Source organism: Prochlorococcus marinus subsp. marinus str. CCMP1375, from assembly GCF_000007925.1.
In the GTDB taxonomy this organism is placed as follows: domain Bacteria; phylum Cyanobacteriota; class Cyanobacteriia; order PCC-6307; family Cyanobiaceae; genus Prochlorococcus_E; species Prochlorococcus_E marinus.
The window spans coordinates 1,059,556-1,080,313 of the sequence record NC_005042.1 but is presented as its reverse complement, the minus strand read 5'-3'; the positions used below and the strand labels follow the sequence as shown (position 1 = coordinate 1,080,313).

Genomic DNA, 20,758 nt, shown 5'->3' with positions numbered 1-20,758 from the left:
ACTTTTAACTAACAATATTCTTAAATTTCTTTCATGGGGATGCAATTTGTTGGATTGATATTTCGAATACAGGAGAACCTTTAGGTAATAATGGCCACTGTCTTACCCAACATTTCTCATGCTCAGTATCAATACCTATTATTTGAAAAAGGTTTTCTTCGTCTAACAGCTGAACGCAGTCACCTTGATTAAGGTTTTCTGTGGGCATTGAATCAGCTTTGTAAGACTGCATCCTTATGTTCTTTGATTAATTTTGTCCGAACAAATGTGGACCAGTGAGTGATTGGTTGAGAAAATCTCAACTTTTATATAGTTAACAATTTTTTCGATTTTTTGCCATGTTTAACTTTGTTCAAAGACAACTCAAATGAGCAGCTATTTGAATGACCTCCTCTAAGTGTTCTATCTCGGACAAGGAGTCTTCTATTTGTCCTTTACTGACTTTATGAGTGATTACAATAATTTCTGCTCCTGCATGGCTTGAATCAAATTGAACTATTGATTGAATCGAAACATTATTCTTTCCAAAAACATTTCCAATTTTGCCTATAACTCCTGGAGTATCAACTGTAATTAATCGGACATAATTTTTGTGTTCAATTTCGCGAGCATTAGCTAGAAAGCAATCTCGCCAGCTATTAGAAGATAAAAGAGGATCGAGTGTCTTATCTTCTTTTTGCATTAACATTATTCCTCCTATGTTCAGTATGTCAGCTACTACTGCTGATGCAGTCGCTCCGGCCCCAGCTCCTGGCCCATAAAACATTACTTCTCCTATTGGATCTCCTTCTATGAGAATGGCATTGTTTACACCATTTACAACCGATAGAGGATGTTCTTTAGGAACAAAAGTAGGCTCAACACGCAGACCTAAAGGGATAGATTTAATTGCTGTAGTAGCATTGATAGATAGATTTTCTGCTATTGCAAGTAGTTTAATTTCATAACCAAGTTGACGTGCATAGTTTATTTCAATGCTTTCAAGAGTGCTTATTCCTTTGGTAGATATTCCTTCTCTATCGATAGATCCACCAAAGGCAAGACCACTGAGGATTGAGATTTTATCTGCAGCATCATGACCATCAACATCGGCAGTTGGGTTGGCCTCAGCATATCCAAGATTTTGAGCTTCTTTTAAAACATCTTGATAGTTGGCATCTTCTTTAGCCATTTGACTAAGAATATAGTTAGTTGTTCCATTAATAATTCCAGTTATTTTTCTAATGCGATTTCCTCCAAGAGATTGCTTTAAAGGTTCAATTATGGGAATGCCTCCACCTACAGCTGCTTCTATAAGTACATAAACACCAGCATTATTTGCTGCCTCTGAAATTTCCTTTCCGTGTCTAGCAATAACAGCTTTGTTTGCTGTAACAACTGATTTCCCTAATGATATAGCAAGAAGAATAAGACTTTTAGCGGGTTCAATACCGCCTATGGCTTCAACAACAATCTGGACATTTGGGTCTTTTACTACTTCGAATGGGTCATCTGTAAGTATTGATTGATCTAATTCGATATCTCTAGACCTTTCAATGTCTCTAACAGCTATACGAGTTAGCTCAATTTTGGAAACTAAAGGATGCCTTCCGTCTGGAGATTTAACAATGTTTGCTACTCCTGTACCTACTGTTCCAAGACCAAGTAGGCCTATTCCAATTTTATTATTCATGAATTTATTGTATGTATTTTGTTTTGTTAATGAAAGCTATCTATAAAAATGTTCCAGCTTGAGCTTTCATTTTGAGAAATATGTTCATAAACCCATTAACCCTAGAAGGGGTAAGACTGCTACTTAGGCCTGTTTCAGTTATAAAAGATGGATCTATTTTCAGAACTTCTTTAGGCGTTAAATTGTTAAGGCCTTTAATTAGAAGTGAGAGCATACCTTTTGTTATTAATGCATCTGAATACCCTTGCCAGAATAATTTCCCACCCTTAAGTTCACCAATGACATATACCTTTGAAATACAACCTTTTACTTGCATGGAATTGTTAAGGGAATTTATTGATAAGACAGGTAGCTTTTTGGCTAAGAAAAGCAAGTATTCATAACGTTTACGAGGCTCAGAACTTGATTTTAATTTCGCAACAATTTCGTTTAGCGCATGACTACCGAAGTCTTTACATTGAGGCTCATTAGTTTGTTCACCCATAAAGTCTGGACCTGGATTTTTTAATAACATAATATCCAGCTTTGCTAGATTTATATATGGAAAGATTCTTTCTCATTGATCCATCCATTAAAGGGAATATCCCATTCATCCTTTGGTAACAAAGATTGGGCTATACAAGCTTTTGGTAATACAACGAAGGCAGGTATTTTCTGCCAAATAGCTTTGAGCCTAAGACGATCAAAACAGCCTTCACCATATCCTAGTCGTATTCCATTATTATCTACAGCTAATGCAGGAACCAATAACAGTTTAAGTTTGCTTGGGCTTAGAGGCGGTTGGCTTAATGGAGCAGGGATACCATATTCATCTTTACTTAAAGGATTCTCTGTCCATCGGTGATAAGTTATCTCGCCTTTTTTCATGCATGCAGGTAAAGCTATTGATATTCCTTTTAATCTTCTTAAAGATCTAAGGTCAACTTCATCTTCTAATGGCCAGTAAATGCCAATTAAAGATTCTTTAACTTGATTTTCAGTAAAGCTTTTAATTAATTTCTTTGCTTGCTCAAATATCAGTTTTTGCTGTTTGTAAATGGTTGCTTTCCTTATATTTTTAAACTTTATTCTTAATGCATTTTTGTCATTAGATTTTTCCATTTAATAAATTACTTTAATGTTTTTAGGAAAATCAGATCCTATTGTTGAAATAATCCTGTAAGTGCTATTGCCAGTGCATCTGCTGCATCGTCTGGACGAGGAGGAACTTTGAGTCGTAATTCTCTCATTACAGCTTCAAGTACCTCGTCTTTTTTTGCATGACCTGAACCTGCTACGGCTAACTTTATTTGCATTGGTGGAAACTCAACAATAGGTACTTTGAAGCGAGCAAGCGTCATTATTAGCACTCCTCTAGCTTGCACAACACTAATGGTAGTACTTGATTTGTAAAAGAAAAATTTTTCTACAGCAGCAAGACCTGGTTTCCATTTACGGATTAAAACTCGGAGATCTTTTGCTATTTCAACCATTCTTTCTCCTTCATATTGATTTTTATTTGTTTTTATGATTCCACAATCAAGCATTTTTACTTGGCGTTGATTATTTACTTCTATCAGGCCATACCCAACTCTTGCTAGGCCAGGATCAATGCCAAGAATTACCAAATTGTTACTCAATGGCTGCTAATTCAAAGTCTGCAAGATTAGCTTGATCACTTCTTTCAAATATTTTGCAAAACGCTTTTATTACTCGATCACCTGAATCAATTTGTTCTAATGGATCTTTTCGCAGCCTATGTCTTAGAGAACATGATATTACTCTTGCGATATCCTCCTCAGTCACCTCTGAGCGGGCCTCGAAAGCCGCTAAAGCCCTTGCCGACCTGTTTGTGACAATATCTCCTCTCAAGCCATCAACGTCAAGCTCGCCGCAAATTGCTGAGATTTTAAGGCGTAGGTCATCATCAATATTGACGCTTTGCAGTAGTTCTTGTGCTGCCACAACTTTTGCTTGAAGCTCATCTTGAGATGACTGTATTGAAGAAACGAAATTCTCAGGATCATTATCAAAGGAAGTTCTTTGATCAACTACTTTTACTCTTAGTTCTGGCTCGCGAACGGTACGAACTTCAACACTCATTCCAAAACGATCAAGAAGTTGAGGTCTTAATTCACCCTCTTCAGGATTACCTGAACCTATTAGAACAAATCTTGCAGGGTGTCTTATTGAAATGCCCTCTCTTTCAACAGTATTCCAACCAGAAGCAGCCGAGTCTAGAAGAACATCAACAAGATGATCGTCTAAGAGGTTTACTTCATCTACATAAAGAAGACCTCGGTTTGCTTTAGCTAGAAGACCTGGTTCAAAAGCTCTGACACCTTCACTTAATGCTTTCTCTATATCAATTGTTCCACATAAACGATCTTCAGTTGCTCCTAATGGGAGGTCCACCATGGGTACTTGCTTGTTTTCTGTACTAGGAGTGGTACCTTGATCTATTTGTTCACGAACATCTGAGCTTTGAAGGTCAGGGTCATCTGGTGAGCTGTTATAAGGATCTCCTTCGACAACTTTGATTGCGGGGAGAAGGTCTGCTAATGCTCTAATTGTTGTTGATTTGCCAGTACCTCTGTCTCCCATAATCATTACTCCTCCAATGCGAGGGTCAATTACATTGAGAAGAAGAGCAAGCTTCATCTCTGATTGACCAATTACTGCTGCAAAGGGGAATACTCTGCGCTTCCTAGGTGAACTCACTTTGTAATTGCTTGTCTTCTATGTGGATTGTTTCATAAGGGGGATACCAAGAGCTTATTTTTTTATTAAAAAGGTTGATATAGCAATGTTGAGAAATAGGCGTTTCAAAGCTGTTCAATCTTTTATTACCCTAATCATTGATGCAGTTAATTTTCTTATGAGTTCCGGAGAACGTTGATCATTAAAAGGACCTTGGACAATGAAACTTGCAAAAACATTTGTATTGTTAGGCATTTGTATTAATGCTGCATCTCCATATGCAGTGCCTATATCACCTGTTTTGTTAAATACTCGTAGACCTTCAATAAGAAGCTTGTAATCACTATTGCCGTTCTCTTTGCCTAGTCCTTCGAGGACCCCATCTGGTATTAATTTATTTGAAACAGAGGTGCTCAAAACATCTCTAAAAAGATCTCTGGCTTCAATACTTAAGAAATTCTTTTTAAGAGCTAATTCAAGTATCTTTACTAGTTCTTTTGTTGTTGTAGTATTAGTGCCTTGCAGATCTGGTAATAAGCTGTTTATTTTGGTTGCTTTTAAACCAATCATATTAAATCTTTGATTAATGGTGTTTATACCCCCTATCTTTCGTATTAAAAGATTAGTTGCTGTGTTATCGCTAACTCTTATCATTTCAGTTGCTATCTCGTGAATAAAGAACTCTTTCCCCAATGGCTGATATCTTATCCATCCAGAACCCTCTGCTACATCATCTTTTGTTAAAGTCACTTTTTCATTCCACTTAAGTTCACCAGACCCAACCATTTTAAGGCAAATTAGTAAAATAGGAATCTTAATTGTGCTTGCAGCAGGAGCGATTTGATTCGAATTCAACTCAGCGTACCTTCCATCTTCTAAAAGAACATATCCACTAGCTTTTAACGCATTATTCTTTGTATCTATCTCCTTCCATTTACTTTCAAGAGTACTTATTCTTGTATGAATCTCGTGGGAAAATTCTGAATCTAATGTTATCTCCTTCTCGTTATTTTGTTTAGCAAACGTTTTGGTTGAAATTTTATTATTAGGTATAATTTTCAATAATGATCCTAGTAATACACCAAAACCTATTCCAATTAGGGCAAGATTAATTATTTGTCTAATTATGTCATTAGAACGGTAAACTTTTCTGTGCTTTTGATTAGTTCTCATTTTAATCATTCAATTCATTTATGTTGATTATGATTATTTTTTCTTTGAAAACCATCTTATTTGTCTTAGTATTCCTCTTATTAAAGATACATCTTTTGAACGAGCTTCTGCTCTTTGAAGCAATCCTTTAATTTTAGACATTCTTGCGTTTGCAGTGTGATCATATAAAAAACCTATTTCCAGTAAAAGTTTTTTGACATCATCAAGACAGTCATTTAATTCTTTCGCTGAAGCAGTTTTATAAGTTATAAAGTTCTTTTTATGATTACTAGTCTCATTATAATATTTGAATTCATGTAGAACGATTGCAACTGCATGTGAGAGATTTAATGAAGGATATTTTTCAGAAGTTTTAAGAGTAATTATTTTTTGTGCTATTTGAAGCTCTGAATTGCTAAGGCCTCTGTCTTCTCTTCCAAAAATTATTGCAATAGGATCTTTGGGATTTGTTTCTAAAAGCCATTGCAATGCATTTTTAGAGGTGTGTAGAGGAATATCCCCATGATCTATTCGACCACATGTAGCAACAACACGAACACAGTCATTTACTGCATCTAAGAGATTTGAATAAATGCAGGCATTTTTAAGGAACCTTTTGCCATGAACTGCCATCTTTTGAGTCTCAATATTCATTGGATCGCACCGTGGTGATACCAATCGAAGCTCATCAACTCCAAAGTTTTCACAAAGTCTAGCTATGCTGCCAAGATTAATTTCTCCTAAGGGCTCTACAAGTATTATTTTTAGAGGCCGAGTAATTAAATTAAAAGTCAATTGTTTAACGAGTGAAGATAAGCAAGTAGATCTGCCATTGATTGTGGATCCATTTCAAAACTAGGCATAGGAGGGGTAAGACCATTAATGACCTGATTGATTATTTGCTTGTCATTTAGTTCTTCAGTAACTTTGTTCAGCTCTGGTCCTACAAGTCCTTGAGCAGATATCCCATGACATCCAACACAATTCATTCGAAACAATTGATTACCATCCTCTATTGCTCCATTTAGATTTAAGCTCTTTTCTACATAAGGATCTGGAGGTTTATTATTTAAAATGAAAAACACTATCAATAGGCATGCAATCGCACTGATTATCAAAAGATTCCTAAGCCCGTGAAGCAAGGTTTCTTTTTCTTCTGCACCAATTGATGAAGTGCTTTTCACGAAAAGATCGTTAACATGAAACAATTGTCCTTAATACTCTCATTTTTTGCTAGCAAATGATTGAACCACTACTCTGTGGAATTGTCTTAGGTTTAGTCCCAATAACACTTTTGGGATTATTCGTGGCTGCTTGGAACCAATATAGGCGTGGGAGTGCTATCCCAGATTGGGAGTGAGAAAAAGTAATCCAGTGCTCCCATAGCTTTTCTGATCTTTAGTAATCCATCTGGGCGGGACATCTATGCCCTTTTCTAAAGAAAACTCACAGATTGCTAGGCATTTACTGACAACCCAATTACCTAAAAGAAGATTTTCTAAAATATAATAATAAGGATCTTTTTTGTAAGGGGGATCTATATAAATATAATCAAAATAAAAATCTTTTGAATGTAATTTCTTAGGTGATTTTTGAATGTAGTTTTTAAAACCACTTTTGAGAAATTTATTAACGTCGGAATTTATCACTTGAACAGATACTTCTTTTTTATTGGCTTTGGAAACAACTGAAAGATTATTTTCACATAGTTGATATATTTTTTTATTTTGTTCTATTGCAACAACAGTATTTGCTCCTCGTTGAATTGCTTCACACCCAATTGCACCACTACCACTATAAAGATCTAGCCAGTTGGAGTTCTCAATATCTTCTTTAAGGATATTCATTAGGGCTTCCCTAACTCGAGCTGTAGTAGGCCTAACTAAATCACCAATGGGACTTTTAAGTTTTCTGCCACCTATTAAACGAAGCTGACTTTTCAATATAAATCTTTAGTTTCTTTTTTTAGCCATGCAAGCCAATTTGATAATAATAGCTCTCCAGACCGCCCTGATTTCTCGGGATGAAATTGACATGCTGCTAACTTTTTTTTCCAAACCACCGCTGTAATTTTCTCATCTCCAAAATTTACTGATGAAGCTATATCATTCTTATCTGATGGTATTGCTGAATATGAATGAACAAAATACATCCATTGCGGTGAGCTGTTACTTTTAAATAACGGACATTCTTTATCTTGATTAAGTTCTGCCCATCCCATGTGCGGTATTAATTGTTTTTCACTTTTAGGCAAATGTTTTATTGTTCCTTTTAGTAAGCCTAGTCCTTTAGATTTTCCCTCATCACTAGATTCAAATAACAATTGAAGACCTAAGCATATTCCTAATAGTGGCTTATTATTAAGAACCCATTTTTTTAACTCTGGGATAAGATTTGTTTGTTGGAGATTTTTCATTGCAGGATCAAATGAACCAACCCCAGGAAGGATTAAAGCATCGCAATTAGATAGATCATTCGGCCCACTTATGATTTTTAGCGATTGATTTAGCCGTTTGAAAGATTGTTCTACGGAATGGAGATTACCCATTCCGTAATCAATTAGACCAATATTTAGTATCACTTAAGGATTTAAGCTAGGAGCTAATGGCAATCAGAGATGTTTCGAAATAGTGCCTGAGAGGGTTGCTTTGGGAACGGCACCTACTACGGTATCTACTTTCTGACCTCCTTTAAAGATCATTAATGTAGGGATGCTTCGAATGCCATATTGACTTGCAACATTGGGATTCTCATCAGTATTTAGTTTGCAAACTTTTATTTTCCCCTCAAAATCTTTGGAGATTTCATCAACTATTGGAGAAACCATTCTGCAGGGGCCACACCAAGGAGCCCAGAAGTCAACGAGTACAGGCAAGTCACTCTGGAGCACTTCCTGCTCAAAAGAAGAATCAGTAACAGCAGCAGCGCTAGACATAAACTAAATCTGAGAAAGTAAAACAGCTCTTATTTATTTTGGCGAAAAAAATCATTCTTGCCATGAGTTGTAGTTGTTTTAACTTCAAAGTTCGCATATTTCTGCAGCAATCTAAATTTTTAAGAGAAGAAAAATAATTTGGCCTCAGTGGGTTTGTACTTAGAACCCAAGACTTTACTTGCCCATTCCAAGCTGTTGTGCTTTTTGATATACCTTCCCTTCTGATAGAAGTGATGGTGCAATAACTATTTCAACTTCCTGCATTTCTTTTATTGTCTGAGCCCCAAGAGTACCCATTGAGGTTTTTAACGCGCCGAGCAGGTTATGAGTCCCGTCATCTGTTTTGGCTGGGCCTCGAAGTATTTGCATCAAGTTGCCTGTCGAGCCAACTTTTATTCTTGTTCCTCTAGGAAGAACAGGACTAGGAGTTGCCATGCCCCAATGGTATCCATTCCCAGGAGCCTCAGAAGCTCTGGCTATAGGTGAGCCGATCATTACCCCATCTGCTCCACATGCGATGCATTTACAGACATCTCCTCCAGTAATTATCCCGCCATCAGCAATTACAGGAACATGGTTACCAGTTTCTTTTTTATAATCATCTCTTGCTGCTGAACAGTCTGATATGGCTGTGGCTTGGGGAACTCCAACGCCAAGAACTCCTCTTGAAGTACAAGCAGCTCCAGGCCCTATGCCAACAAGAATTCCTGAAACCCCAGCTCTCATAAGATTAAGTGCTACTTCATAAGTGACACAATTTCCTACAATCACAGGTATGCCAAGCGTTTGACAAAGGTTTGATATCTCTAATTTTTCTTGTTTTCCTCCTCCAATATGTTCTGTTGAAACAACGGTTGCTTGAAGAAAAAACAAATCAGGTTTTGCTTTGGTTATCGTGTCTTTGAATTTAATAGCTGCTAAAGGTGTTCCGCTTACAGCGGCAAGACCTCCTTGATCTTTAATTTCTTGTATTCTTTGATTAATTAAATTCTCTTTTATTGGCTGTTTGTATATTTCTTGCATTAAAGGAACAAATTCTTCTTTACCTACAGATGAAATGCGTTTTAAGACATCGTTTGGTTTTTCATATCTAGTTTGAACTCCTTCAAGATTTAATACTCCTAATGAGCCAAGTTTTGAAAGAGCAACTGCCATATTGACATCAACTACTCCATCCATGGCACTGGCAATAATTGGTATTTCTAGACTTTTTCCGCCAATCAGAAGGGTTGTATCTGTGTTTTCAGGGTCTACTGTTTTCCCTCCAGGGACAAGGGCTATTTCGTCTATGCCATATGCACGACGGACAAATTTCGAGTGGCCAAGCTGGATATTCACATTAGGTCAAAATAAATTTTCTTAAACTAGCAATCAAATCTTGATATGAGGTTGATGCTAGTCGCAGATTGTTCCTGGAGATTATCCTTATAGGGTTGTTTAGTGAATGAAAAGTTTCTTAATCAGCATCTTTTTTGCTTGATTCAAATTAGTTGGGTCATGAAACCACCAAAAATAACGCATTTAGTTTCTATGACTTTTTTACTAGGATTCAAGCAAGTTTTGGCTGTAAAATAGAATTTTTTATTAAACAAGTTTGAATAGACCTAAGTAAGCATTTTAAGAATAATTGAAATCTATATCTTTTCAAAATTATATTTTAAATAATTTATTCTAATAATTCTCTAGCATTTCTTTTTTTTTATTCCCTTAATATAATTTGGTTTAATTGGTTAAAATTAAGAGTAATTAATTATACTTATTCTTTACTTTAATTTCGAATGATTTTTTTATTGGCCTAGTAATAAAGAGATAGTAAGACCTAATAGTTATGTCTAAATGAATTAGTTTTATAGGAAATTTAATTATATTTTAATTATTGAACATATTTAATTTAGCTCTAAAGCATAGCGAAATCTTAATTATTTTAATTGCCTAGTACTATATTTGGTTCTTATTATAGAAGACAAATCTGCTCATAGTATTAGTTTATATGACTCTATGCCTTAGCTAATTTATAATCTTATGCTTTTAATAGAGTGCTTGAATTTCTGTTTTAAATTCTATAGCCTTAACCCTTAGCCCAAAAGGAAGAGTGGGCAAATCAAATTGTACAAATGAATTTAGTATTTTGTACCAACAATTGAGCTTATTTCGAGATAAAATAGAACTAATAAGAAAGAGTGTTTTGCATGGCTGATCCAACGGAACCCACTGGTGGAGTTCCAGATGAGTTAGAAGATCGGATCATTCAGACAGATTTGCGCAACGAGATGTCGCGATCTTATTTGGAATACGCGATGAGTGTAATCGTTGGTAGAGCTTTGCCCGACGCTAGAGATGGTTTGAAGCCAGTTCATAGAAGGATTCTTTATGCAATGTATGAACTTGGCCTGACTAGCGATAGGCCTTATAGAAAGTGTGCTCGAGTTGTTGGAGAGGTTCTAGGAAAATACCATCCTCATGGAGATACAGCTGTTTATGACGCTTTAGTGCGAATGGCCCAAGACTTTTCTATGCAAATGCCTTTAATTGATGGGCATGGGAATTTTGGTTCTATTGATAATGATCCTCCCGCTGCAATGAGATATACAGAATCCAGGTTGCGCTCATTGACTCAAGATAGCTTGCTTGAAGATATTGAATCTGAGACAGTTGACTTTATCGATAACTTTGATGGATCTCAACAAGAGCCGACTGTATTACCAGCAAGGATTCCTCAACTTCTTCTAAATGGATCTTCAGGCATTGCAGTTGGAATGGCTACGAATATCCCACCACATAATTTGGGCGAATTGATTGATGGCTTGATGGCCTTAATTGCTAACCCCGATTTAAATGATCAGGAGATAATGAAAATTATTCCAGGCCCAGATTTCCCCACAGGAGGTCAAATCTTAGGAAGGAGTGGTATCAGAGAAACATATTTATCAGGAAGAGGTTCTGTAACTATGAGAGGTGTTGCAGAAATAGAAACTCTTGAAATACCTGGGAGGCCTGATAGAGATGCAATTATTATTACGCAGTTGCCTTATCAGACAAATAAGGCTGCATTGATTGAACGCATTGCTTATATGGTTAATGATAAGAAACTTGAGGGTATATCGGATATAAGGGATGAGAGTGATCGCGATGGAATGAGAATAGTAGTTGAATTAAGAAGGGACTCTTATCCTCAGGTTGTATTAAATAACCTTTTTAAATTAACGCCTTTACAATCAAATTTTAGTGCAAATATGCTTGCATTAGTTGATGGCGAGCCTATTACACTCTCATTATTGAGGATGCTAAATGTTTTTCTAGATTTTCGAGTAATAACAATAGAAAAAAGAACAAAGTATTTACTTCGTAAGGCAGAAGAACGCAATCATTTATTATTAGGTCTCCTTCTTGCTTTAGATCAACTTGATGAAATAATTGCTTTAATTAGATCTGCTTCAGATACTTCTGTTGCAAAGAAACAATTGCAGGAAATCCATGGACTAACTGATGTTCAGGCAGATGCTATACTTCAGATGCAATTAAGAAGGCTAACAGCCTTAGAATCAGATAAAATAAGACTTGAGCATGAAGACCTATTAGTTAAAATAAGTGATTTTAAAGATATTCTTTCTAATAAAAGTAGAGTTTATGAAATCATTAAAACAGAGTTAATTAGTATAAAAGAAAAATTTCCTCAGGTTAGAAGAACAGAGATTTTAGATTTAGGAAGTGGTCTTGAAGATATAGATTTAATTGCTAATGAGAGATCAGTTGTTCTGTTAACAGAAACTGGTTATTTAAAAAGAATGCCTGTCAACGAATTTGAAGCTACAAGTCGTGGAACTAGAGGAAAGTCTGGGACAAGAAGTCAAGGTGAAGAAGAGGTAAAACTCTTTATTAGTTGCAATGATCATGATAATTTGCTTCTTTTTAGTGTTAGAGGAGTTTCATATAGTGTTCCTGCATATCGCGTCCCTCAATGCAGTAGAGCGGCAAAAGGGACACCAGTTGTTCAACTTTTACCAATACCTCGTGAAGAATCAATTACATCATTGATTTCAGTCTCTTCATTTGATGACGATAATTATTTGTTGATGTTAACTATTGGAGGATTTATTAAACGAACTCCTGTTTCTGCATTTAGCAAAATCAGAGCTAATGGACTTATTTCTATAAATCTTGAAGATGGTGACGCATTGCGCTGGGTAAGATTAGCCTCTTCAGCAGATAGTGTCCTTATTGGATCAAAGGCAGGGATGACAATTCATTTTCGTTTAAATGATAATGAATTAAGACCTTTAGGAAGAACAGCAAGAGGAGTTAGGTCAATGAATTTGAGAGATGGTGATTCATTGGTTAGCATGGATGTTCTTTCTAAGGAACTTGCTGATCGTATTGCTAGTACTAATGACGATGAAGCAATTAATTCAAATGGGCAATATGAAGGACCATGGATACTAGTTGCATCTGCTGATGGATTAGGGAAAAGAGTACCTGTTACTCAATTTAGATTGCAGAAAAGATCTGGCATGGGCCTAAGAGCAATGAAATTCAGGAGTGATACTGATGAATTGGTTGGGTTAAAGGTTCTTGATAAAGGAGAGGAAGTGTTATTAGTTAGTGAAAAGGGAGTAATTGTTCGAACAAGTGCGGACAAGATTTCTCAGCAATCAAGAGCCGCAACTGGTGTTAGGTTGCAGCGTCTTGATTCAGGCGATCATTTATCTGAGATTGTTTTAGTTCCTCCTCAGTTAGCTGATGAAGAAGTCAATAGTGATTCTTTGAGCTCCAATTCTGATTCCGGAGCCGACACACCACCCAAAGATTGAAATTGAAAAATTGTTCAGATGTATTAGTTATGGGAGCAGGGCCTGCGGCTCTTTGTATTGCCTCTGAGTTAATTCAACAAGGTTTGCATATAAGTGCTCTAGCTTCTCATCCTCCTAAAAAACCTTGGCCTAATACTTACGGGATTTGGGCTGAAGAACTTGAGTCTTTAGGTATGGCTTCTTTATTAGGACATCGCTGGCAAAATACAGTTAGTTATTTTGGGAAAGATGTTGACAAAAATGAGCCAAATCCAGTTTTACATGAATATGATTATGGTCTTTTTGATCAAGCATCTTTTCAAAATGCACTCTTAGAAAAGTGTGCAGGACTTGATTGGGCTATTGAAACTGCAGAAGATATTCGTTTTGTAGATCAAATTACTGAAGTCATTTGTTCTTCAGGTAATACCTATAGGGCAAGAATTGTAATAGATGCGAGTGGGCATAGAAGTCCTTTTGTTAAGAGGCCTAATCAAGGTCCTGTTGCCAAGCAGTCTGCTTATGGGGTTGTAGGGAAATTTAATTCTCCTCCTGTTGATAAAGATCAATTTGTTCTCATGGATTTTAGATCTGATCATTTGACAGAAAAAGAATTAAAAGATCCCCCTTCTTTTTTATATGCAATGGATTTTGGAGAAGATTTATATTTTGTGGAAGAAACTTCACTGGCTTACTCTCCTCCAGTTTCATGGAGCACTTTAAAAAAGAGAATGCTGGCAAGGCTTGCTCATCGTGATATACAAATTACAAAAGTTGTTCATGAAGAATATTGCTTGTTTCCAATGAACCTTCCTTTACCTGATAGGAATCAGTCTTTACTGGCTTTTGGGGGTTCTGCGAGCATGGTCCACCCTGCATCTGGGTATATGGTTGGAGCCCTTTTAAGAAGAGCTCCGGATCTTGCTAAAGAATTATCTGAATCATTGTCAATTGAACCTCCTTTAAATTCAGAAGCATTATCAAAAAAAGGCTGGAATGTTTTATGGACTAAAGAATTGATTCAGAGACATCGCTTATATCAGTTTGGATTAAAGAGATTAATGAGTTTTGATGAAGCTCTCTTAAGGAGTTTCTTTTCTACTTTCTTCAGACTCCCTAAAAAAGATTGGTCTAGGTTTTTGGCAAATACACTCCCTTTGCCTGAGTTGATTTTAGTTATGTTAAAGCTTTTTACTATTTCACCATTAAAAGTAAAGCTAGGAATGATAGGAGTTGTTATTACTTGAAGGCATTAACTTAATGTTTTCCAGTCATTCGCCTGTATTAAAGGGAAAATAGAATCTTCTTCTTCAAAATCAATTAATGTTGATTCTGAAAAGGTTTCCTTATTTTCTAAACTCTCAATTAAAGACCAAAATCTTTTTAAATGTCTATTTATTCTTTCTTTGGCTAATTCTGTAGTTGTTCCTGCTCTAAGGATAAAGCTCCAGTCTGAAGATTGTGAGAGAAGTAATTCTCTTGCAGCTTGCTGAATTACTCTGAGGTCTGATTTTTTTTCTACGCCAACATTACATATTTCAATCATTGCTCGCCCTGCTTTACTCCATTCTGAGATCAACCATGAGTTGCTTGCATTAAGCCAATACTTGTGAAAGCCTCCTTGTCCCCAGCTTGATGGACATGGCTCGCATAATTGTATGCTCGGAGTTTCTCTAAGAACGTCATTTAATCTTGTAAATTCAATTTCTTGTTCATTGGCTTGTTTGAATATTTCGTACAAGAAGGAAGGCCCTTCAAACCACCAATGTCCAAAAAGTTCAGCATCAAAAGGTGCAATTAGTACTGGGGATTGATCAATAGCTTGGTAAAGCTTTTGAAGCTGTAGCTTCCTTCCTAAAAGATAATCAAGAGCATGTTTTCTAACTGTATTTGCTGCAACTTCTGGTTTGTAAAAATCTTTTTTATTAAGTGATGTTTGTTGACTAGTTACTTTATTAAGCTTTAAGCAAAGTGGCCGAGGTTCCTTAATTCCATTTTTATTTAGTATCTCTAAAGGAAGATCCCAACCTAGATCTCGATGAAATTCTCTATATTCTCCGTTTCCAGGATAGCCTTGCCTGGAAGACCAAACTGGAAGTGTTGAATCACTATCTCGACCAAAAAATGCAACACCATTTTTTGTACAAATAGGTGCATATATTCCATATCTTGGCCTAGGTTTTGCATGCAAAATACCATGACCATCTAATATTGAATAACGAAGACCATTTTGACTCATTAAACTATCTAAACCTTCGTAATAAGCGCATTCAGGAAGCCAAATTCCTTGTGGTGTTTTCCCAAAGAAACGAAAATGTTCTCTTACAGCTGTTGATAATTGAGCGTTAACACATTCTATATTTTCTCTAAGCAGGGGAAGGTATCCATGTGTTGCCGCACAAGTAAGAATATCCAATACTTGTAAGTCTTCTAAATTTGAAAATCTTTTTATTAGATCCCCTTCACAGTTTGACCAATTATCTAATTGAATATTTATATTCTTGGCTAAGAAATCTGCTGCTTCTTTTTGTGATCTTTCTACACTCGTTAGCAAATTCAATCTAACTTTTAACCATTTTGGGAATCTTGTCTTTAATTCTTCATCATTGAGAAGAGAAAGAAGTGTTGGAGAAAGTGAAATAGTCAGCTTTGGATTTAAATCTTTCGCCTTGGCAGAGTCTTCAAGAATTTTTAATAGAGGTAAATAACACTCCATAAGTGCCTGAAAATACCAGTCTTCTTCTAAAGAGCCGGGTACCTTCGACCTGACGTATGGCAGGTGAGCGTGGAGGACTATGGCTAGTTTGCCTTTTGCCAAGTTCTAAAAACAGGTTCATTGAATTTAGGATGTTATAGAAATATAGTTAGAATAAAAACATTAATTAATTAAATAGGAAAGTTTATGGCCAAAGATCCAGGCCGAGTTCTTATTTTTGATACGACACTAAGGGATGGCGAGCAGTCTCCTGGTGCAAGCCTTAACTTGGAAGAGAAGCTTGCGATTGCTCAACAGCTTGCAAGATTAGGTGTAGATATAATTGAAGCTGGATTCCCTTATGCTAGTCAAGGGGATTTTAAAGCTGTTCAAAGGATTGCTGATCAAGTAGGAGGAGAAGAGGGTCCGATTATTTGTGGATTAGCAAGGGCATCTAAGGCAGATATTAAGGCATGTGCTGAAGCAATAGCACCTGCTCCTCGCAAAAGGATTCATACCTTTATTGCAACTAGTGATATTCATTTAAAACATAAGCTTAGGAAGTCACGTGCAGATGTTCTCAAAATTGTTCCAGAGATGGTTGGCTATGCAAGATCACTTGCTTCTGATGTTGAATTCTCTTGTGAAGATGCAGCAAGAAGTGACCCTGATTTTATGTACGAAGTAATAGAAAGTGCTATTGCAGCAGGTGCTGGGACAATAAATATTCCTGATACAGTTGGTTATATAACTCCAGCGGAATTTGGAGATTTAATTATAGGAATAAACAAAAATGTATCTAATATCGATGAATCAATTTTATCAGTGCATGGTCATAACGATTTAGGCCTCGCTGTTGCAAATTTCCTTGAAGCAGTAAAGAACGGAGCAAGGCAGCTTGAATGCACTATTAATGGTATTGGCGAAAGAGCAGGTAATGCTGCTTTAGAGGAGTTGGTGATGGCTTTGCATGTGCGAAGAAGATATTTCAATCCTTTTTTTGGTAAGGATTCAGAAAGTCCAACTCCATTAACCGCTATTCGAACTGAAGAAATAACAAAGACATCTAGGTTGGTTTCAAATCTCACTGGAATGGTTGTTCAGCCTAATAAAGCAATAGTAGGTGCAAACGCTTTTGCTCATGAGTCTGGAATTCATCAAGATGGAGTTTTGAAAAACCCACTAACTTATGAAATTGTTGATGCTAAGACTGTGGGACTTGCTGAAAATAGAATTTCATTAGGAAAATTGAGTGGCAGGAGTGCTGTTAGAGCTAGGCTTGAAGAGCTAGGTTATGACTTGACTAGAGAAGACTTGAATGATGCTTTTGCAAGATTCAAGGATCTAGCAGATCGAAAAAGAGAGATTTCAGATAGAGATCTTGAGGCAATAGTTAGTGAACAAGTTATGCAGCCTGAAGCGCGTTTTAAGCTTCACTTGGTTCAAGTAAGTTGTGGTACTGCCTTAAGACCAACTGCAACTGTAACTATTGCTGATCAAGATGGGATAGAAAACACAGCGGTGGCATTAGGTACTGGCCCTGTTGATGCAGTCTGCAAAGCTCTAAGGTCTTTGACCAATGAAAAAAACGATTTGATTGAGTTTTCAGTTAAATCAGTTACAGAGGGGATAGATGCCCTTGGTGAAGTAACAATTAGGCTTAGACGTGATGGAAAGATTTTTTCTGGACATTCAGCTGATACGGATGTAGTTGTGGCTGCTGCTCAGGCTTATATCAATGCCCTTAATAGACTTGTCTATTCCTTGAAAAAATCATCACTACATCCACAGCACGATGTAGTGAAAGCAAATTTGTGAGGTAAATTAATTTTGAACTCAATGCATTGAGCTTTTACCCAAATAAGGTATAGACTTATCAGGTGACAGTTGGTCAAGCGAACATACTTATGTCTATTGAAAGAGCTATTTATCGTTTGGTAGGTATGGATGGACATCCTCACCCAGTTTTAGACACTCCATATGAGTCTGTTGATGCAGCAATTGGGGCAGCAAAGCAATGGACTTCTAAGCACTGTCTAGATCGTTCTAGTATTGATGCTATTGGAGTTGAAGTGAAGACATCTAATGGCTCATGGCGAACAATTCATTATTCATAATTAAGAAGATATTAGTATTAGATTTGATTAACACTAATCACTAATTTAGATAAAACCTTGGTTAGTTTTTATAGTTAATTTGATTTAGAAAATTATTAATTTTATGAGAAAAGGGTTATCAGGGTACTGGATTCTTTCTTGGACAGGGCTTTTAGCAAATGTAATGGCTCTACCTTTCATTGCTTATGTAGTCAGCTCAGGCCCTCCTTTGCACATAGCAAATTTAACTATAGCTATTAGTCTTGCTTGGCCTTCAGCAATAGTTGGTATTGTTGCTTCTGCAGGATTATTGGCTGAAAGAAAGTGGGGAGTAATAATGTCAATCATTTCTATATCAATGGTAATATCAGCTTCTTTGCCTTATGGAATTGTACGTTTACTACTAGAAGATGACTTAAGAGGCTTAAGTGGGATATCGCTTTTAATAGCATTGCTTAATTTATTTGCATTAATTTATTGGTGTATGCCTATTCATCGAAAAAATAGAAGGCTTTGAATTTTTATAAGTTTAATTAAGCGTTATGCAGAAATTCATCTAAATATTCTTTGACTTTTAAATTACGATTGCATAATTGTTTTTTTTGTATGAACAGGATATTTAATTCTTCTATGTCTCATCCTTTTCCAAACATTAATGAATGCATTGATAATTAATTCAATCTCTGCTCTTGAAAGGCTGCTATCTAAAAGTTGGCCATCATCTTTACGCGATTCAATAATTCTTCTAATGTTCAATGATGCTTCTTGCTCAGTTGCTTTTAAATCTAATGTTCTTAGTGATGCTTCGCATCCATCAGCAAGCATTAATATAGCGGTTTCCTGTGATCTAGGAATTGGGCCTTGATATCGAAAATAGTTTTCTGAAACTGTAGGATCAATTTCCCTTGCTTTGTGAAGAAAAAACCCCATTTTCAGTGTTCCTTGATGTTCAGGTATGAAATCTGCAATAGGACTTGGGAGACGGTGCCTTTTTGCTAGTTTTAGCCCTTCATCAACATGAGCTTGCAATATATCTGCACTAGAATATGGGTCGTCAAGTTCGTCATGTGGGTTGTTTCCATCCTCTTGGTTTTCAATAAACCATTCAGGGGCATGTAATTTTCCTATGTCGTGATATAAGCCTCCTGTTCTAATAAGGTCTACATCGGCTCCAATACTCCTAGCACCCTCTTCAGCCAAGCTACATATCATTAATGTATGTTCGAATGTTCCTGGGGCTTCTCTTGATAATCTTCTAAGCAATGGTCTTTCTTGATCTGCAAGTTCCATTAGCCTGGCTCTCGTTAATAATCCAAATGCATTTTCAAGAATTGGTAAAAGTAAAATAGTTATCATTAACATTACGCCTAGAACCAATGCTTCAGTTATTAAAGTCTCTGAATTTGGTGCAAGTTTTCCCCAAGAACTATTTAACGGAGTAATGCCAGTTTTTAATAAAATCCATTCTAAAAGAAGAGCGCTCGAAGGAATTAAAACTGCTATTTGAAGTATTTGAGCCCTATTACGCATCCGTCCTCCTTGAAAGGCAATTAACGAGGCCGTCAAAGTAGCAATTAATAATCTTCCTTCCCCAATTCCACTTACAGGGACTGGCCATAAAAGGCTTCCAATTGATAACCAACCTAAAGCTGATATTGTCCCGATTCCTTGTGAAAGTAAAAGAGTGGGAGGAACAAGGATTTGTAAAGGACTAATTGCTGCTCCAAACCAATCTTTAGCTATTTGTGCAATTAGTAAAAGAGATAATGCTAATAGTGCATGCTTTGATTTCAGAGAAGGTTTTTCCCTTCGCATGAGCATTAATAATACAAAGCAACTGGTCATGGCTTCAGTAAAACTCCAGAACCATTCCAATGGTCTTGGACTTCTACTAATGAGGCCGAAATAGTCGAGTACGTCATACCTTTTTTGTGTAATAACTTCCCCCTTTCGAGTTATTAAGTCACCTTTTTTAACTTCGATTTTTGGTATTCCTTGTTTTGTAATTAGTTCCTCAAGAAGTTTTTGACTGCGACTAGGATCATGGCGAAGATTACTCTTGCCATGAAAAGCATTTGTAATTAATTTACTTCCAAGGGTTTTTGCTGGATTCTCTCCTGCAAGAGAAGATAATTGTCGAGAGGATGATTTTTCTAATTGATCATGGGCCAAGGTTTTTATAAGTCCTTGACTAAGCATTTTTTCAGAAGCATTTATTATTTCTTCTCTCCATTTGCTGCGATTTTGTACCGATTGACTTGTAATCCATTGTCGCTCTCTTTTTGTTAAATTTACAGGCCCTAATCTGTCCGAATCATTGCTTCTAGCTACTTGCTCTAATTCGTATAGTTGATCAATTAGTGTTTCTTTAAGCTTCTGAGATGCTTTTGTATCAATAACTTGTACTGATGTCCGAGGAATTAGATCAGATCTCTTTTGTTGTAATGCCGCACTATCAATTACTTGAGCGTTATCAGGTGCAATTGCATCAAAAGTTGCCAAATCGCTTGGCTTTAAGTCAGGAACAGCTAATAATTTGTAACTAGAAATTATTGCTATTAGAAGACAAACCATTAATAACGCTGTTCGGTCAGCAATAGACCATTGAACAAGAGTTCGTCTTGGGGACTGGCTAATTAGCCAGTTTCTCCAAATGCTTTTTAAGCTGGGAATTTTCGGCAAAGGATTTAGAAGCCCCACATAACGCTAGCTGGCTATTGGCAGCCTGCTTTATTCAACTTA

Annotated in this window: 21 protein-coding genes; 6 read left to right on the top strand and 15 right to left on the bottom strand. The window is 36.4% G+C overall.

Annotated elements, in window-relative coordinates; translation table 11 throughout:
- Positions 1–31 precede the first annotated feature (31 nt).
- From PRO_RS05680 to PRO_RS05640, 9 genes are all read right to left on the bottom strand, one after another.
- Complete coding sequence (locus PRO_RS05680) at positions 32–208, bottom strand: hypothetical protein (protein ID WP_225866372.1); 177 nt, start codon at positions 206–208, stop codon at positions 32–34.
- A gap of 144 nt (positions 209–352) precedes the next feature.
- Complete coding sequence (locus PRO_RS05675) at positions 353–1,672, bottom strand: homoserine dehydrogenase (protein ID WP_011125302.1); 1,320 nt, start codon at positions 1,670–1,672, stop codon at positions 353–355.
- A gap of 40 nt (positions 1,673–1,712) precedes the next feature.
- Positions 1,713–2,156: a SufE family protein gene (locus tag PRO_RS05670; RefSeq protein WP_011125301.1), complete on the bottom strand. Its 444-nt coding sequence runs from the start codon at positions 2,154–2,156 to the stop codon at positions 1,713–1,715.
- Positions 2,157–2,206: 50 nt separating this feature from the next.
- On the bottom strand, positions 2,207–2,773 hold the full coding sequence (locus PRO_RS05665) for a 5-formyltetrahydrofolate cyclo-ligase (RefSeq protein WP_011125300.1): 567 nt from the start codon (positions 2,771–2,773) through the stop codon (positions 2,207–2,209).
- A gap of 38 nt (positions 2,774–2,811) precedes the next feature.
- A complete protein-coding gene (gene ruvC, locus PRO_RS05660) occupies positions 2,812–3,279 on the bottom strand; it encodes a crossover junction endodeoxyribonuclease RuvC (protein WP_011125299.1) in 468 nt (155 codons plus the stop codon).
- Positions 3,280–3,283: 4 nt separating this feature from the next.
- Complete coding sequence (gene bchI / locus PRO_RS05655; protein WP_011125298.1) at positions 3,284–4,372, bottom strand: magnesium chelatase ATPase subunit I; 1,089 nt, start codon at positions 4,370–4,372, stop codon at positions 3,284–3,286.
- 114 nt (positions 4,373–4,486) lie between these two features.
- Entirely contained in the window at positions 4,487–5,524 is a 1,038-nt protein-coding gene (locus PRO_RS05650; RefSeq protein WP_011125297.1) for a serine hydrolase, read from the bottom strand.
- A 33-nt stretch (positions 5,525–5,557) separates the two neighbouring features.
- The gene (locus PRO_RS05645; protein WP_011125296.1) at positions 5,558–6,298 is read right to left on the bottom strand and encodes an RNA methyltransferase; all 741 of its coding nucleotides are present in this window, start codon (positions 6,296–6,298) and stop codon (positions 5,558–5,560) included.
- On the bottom strand, positions 6,295–6,687 hold the full coding sequence (locus tag PRO_RS05640; RefSeq protein WP_036892287.1) for a c-type cytochrome: 393 nt from the start codon (positions 6,685–6,687) through the stop codon (positions 6,295–6,297). The genes PRO_RS05645 and PRO_RS05640 overlap by 4 nt, the downstream gene beginning before the upstream one ends.
- A 56-nt stretch (positions 6,688–6,743) precedes the next feature.
- On the opposite strand from PRO_RS05640, the gene petG reads away from it, so the two are divergent.
- Entirely contained in the window at positions 6,744–6,863 is a 120-nt protein-coding gene (petG, locus tag PRO_RS05635) for a cytochrome b6-f complex subunit V (RefSeq protein WP_011125294.1), read from the top strand.
- Here the strand turns inward: petG and rsmD are convergent.
- From rsmD to PRO_RS05615, 4 genes are all read right to left on the bottom strand, one after another.
- On the bottom strand, positions 6,844–7,446 hold the full coding sequence (rsmD, locus tag PRO_RS05630; RefSeq protein WP_011125293.1) for a 16S rRNA (guanine(966)-N(2))-methyltransferase RsmD: 603 nt from the start codon (positions 7,444–7,446) through the stop codon (positions 6,844–6,846). The genes petG and rsmD overlap by 20 nt on opposite strands.
- Positions 7,443–8,084: an imidazole glycerol phosphate synthase subunit HisH gene (hisH, locus tag PRO_RS05625; protein ID WP_011125292.1), complete on the bottom strand. Its 642-nt coding sequence runs from the start codon at positions 8,082–8,084 to the stop codon at positions 7,443–7,445. Before hisH ends, rsmD begins: the two co-directional genes overlap by 4 nt.
- A gap of 30 nt (positions 8,085–8,114) precedes the next feature.
- Positions 8,115–8,438: a thioredoxin gene (gene trxA, locus PRO_RS05620; RefSeq protein WP_011125291.1), complete on the bottom strand. Its 324-nt coding sequence runs from the start codon at positions 8,436–8,438 to the stop codon at positions 8,115–8,117.
- Positions 8,439–8,612: 174 nt separating this feature from the next.
- On the bottom strand, positions 8,613–9,776 hold the full coding sequence (locus PRO_RS05615) for a GuaB3 family IMP dehydrogenase-related protein (protein WP_011125290.1): 1,164 nt from the start codon (positions 9,774–9,776) through the stop codon (positions 8,613–8,615).
- Positions 9,777–10,627: 851 nt separating this feature from the next.
- On the opposite strand from PRO_RS05615, the gene gyrA reads away from it, so the two are divergent.
- Complete coding sequence (gene gyrA / locus PRO_RS05610) at positions 10,628–13,246, top strand: DNA gyrase subunit A (protein WP_036892286.1); 2,619 nt, start codon at positions 10,628–10,630, stop codon at positions 13,244–13,246.
- Positions 13,243–14,472, top strand: coding sequence for a lycopene beta cyclase (gene crtL, locus PRO_RS05605; RefSeq protein WP_011125288.1), 1,230 nt, complete (start codon positions 13,243–13,245; stop codon positions 14,470–14,472). The genes gyrA and crtL overlap by 4 nt, the downstream gene beginning before the upstream one ends.
- A 5-nt stretch (positions 14,473–14,477) precedes the next feature.
- Here the strand turns inward: crtL and PRO_RS05600 are convergent, their stop codons facing one another.
- The gene (locus tag PRO_RS05600; protein WP_011125287.1) at positions 14,478–16,043 is read right to left on the bottom strand and encodes a 1,4-alpha-glucan branching protein domain-containing protein; all 1,566 of its coding nucleotides are present in this window, start codon (positions 16,041–16,043) and stop codon (positions 14,478–14,480) included.
- A gap of 84 nt (positions 16,044–16,127) precedes the next feature.
- Between PRO_RS05600 and PRO_RS05595 the strand changes: the two genes are divergently transcribed.
- From PRO_RS05595 to PRO_RS05585, 3 genes are all read left to right on the top strand, one after another.
- The gene (locus PRO_RS05595) at positions 16,128–17,738 is read left to right on the top strand and encodes a 2-isopropylmalate synthase (protein WP_011125286.1); all 1,611 of its coding nucleotides are present in this window, start codon (positions 16,128–16,130) and stop codon (positions 17,736–17,738) included.
- Positions 17,739–17,800: 62 nt separating this feature from the next.
- Positions 17,801–18,037 carry a hypothetical protein gene (locus PRO_RS05590; RefSeq protein WP_011125285.1) on the top strand — a complete coding sequence of 79 codons (237 nt, stop codon included), beginning with the start codon at positions 17,801–17,803 and terminating at the stop codon, positions 18,035–18,037.
- Positions 18,038–18,140: 103 nt separating this feature from the next.
- Positions 18,141–18,533: a membrane protein gene (locus tag PRO_RS05585; RefSeq protein ID WP_011125284.1), complete on the top strand. Its 393-nt coding sequence runs from the start codon at positions 18,141–18,143 to the stop codon at positions 18,531–18,533.
- Positions 18,534–18,595: 62 nt separating this feature from the next.
- Here the strand turns inward: PRO_RS05585 and PRO_RS05580 are convergent, their stop codons facing one another.
- The gene (locus tag PRO_RS05580; RefSeq protein WP_036892411.1) at positions 18,596–20,698 is read right to left on the bottom strand and encodes an HDIG domain-containing metalloprotein; all 2,103 of its coding nucleotides are present in this window, start codon (positions 20,696–20,698) and stop codon (positions 18,596–18,598) included.
- Positions 20,699–20,758 lie beyond the last annotated feature (60 nt).

Bases quoted from the DNA above. Each gene is read 5' to 3' on its own strand.
- gyrA (WP_036892286.1), top strand. From the start codon at position 10,628: ATGGCTGATCCAACGGAACCCACTGGTGGAGTTCCAGATGAGTTAGAA.
- PRO_RS05675 (WP_011125302.1), bottom strand. From the start codon at position 1,672: ATGAATAATAAAATTGGAATAGGCCTACTTGGTCTTGGAACAGTAGGT.
- PRO_RS05595 (WP_011125286.1), top strand. From the start codon at position 16,128: ATGGCCAAAGATCCAGGCCGAGTTCTTATTTTTGATACGACACTAAGG.
- trxA (WP_011125291.1), bottom strand. From the start codon at position 8,438: ATGTCTAGCGCTGCTGCTGTTACTGATTCTTCTTTTGAGCAGGAAGTG.
- PRO_RS05650 (WP_011125297.1), bottom strand. From the start codon at position 5,524: ATGAGAACTAATCAAAAGCACAGAAAAGTTTACCGTTCTAATGACATA.
- PRO_RS05670 (WP_011125301.1), bottom strand. From the start codon at position 2,156: ATGGGTGAACAAACTAATGAGCCTCAATGTAAAGACTTCGGTAGTCAT.
- PRO_RS05680 (WP_225866372.1), bottom strand. From the start codon at position 208: ATGCCCACAGAAAACCTTAATCAAGGTGACTGCGTTCAGCTGTTAGAC.
- PRO_RS05665 (WP_011125300.1), bottom strand. From the start codon at position 2,773: ATGGAAAAATCTAATGACAAAAATGCATTAAGAATAAAGTTTAAAAAT.
- PRO_RS05585 (WP_011125284.1), top strand. From the start codon at position 18,141: ATGAGAAAAGGGTTATCAGGGTACTGGATTCTTTCTTGGACAGGGCTT.
- petG (WP_011125294.1), top strand. From the start codon at position 6,744: ATGATTGAACCACTACTCTGTGGAATTGTCTTAGGTTTAGTCCCAATA.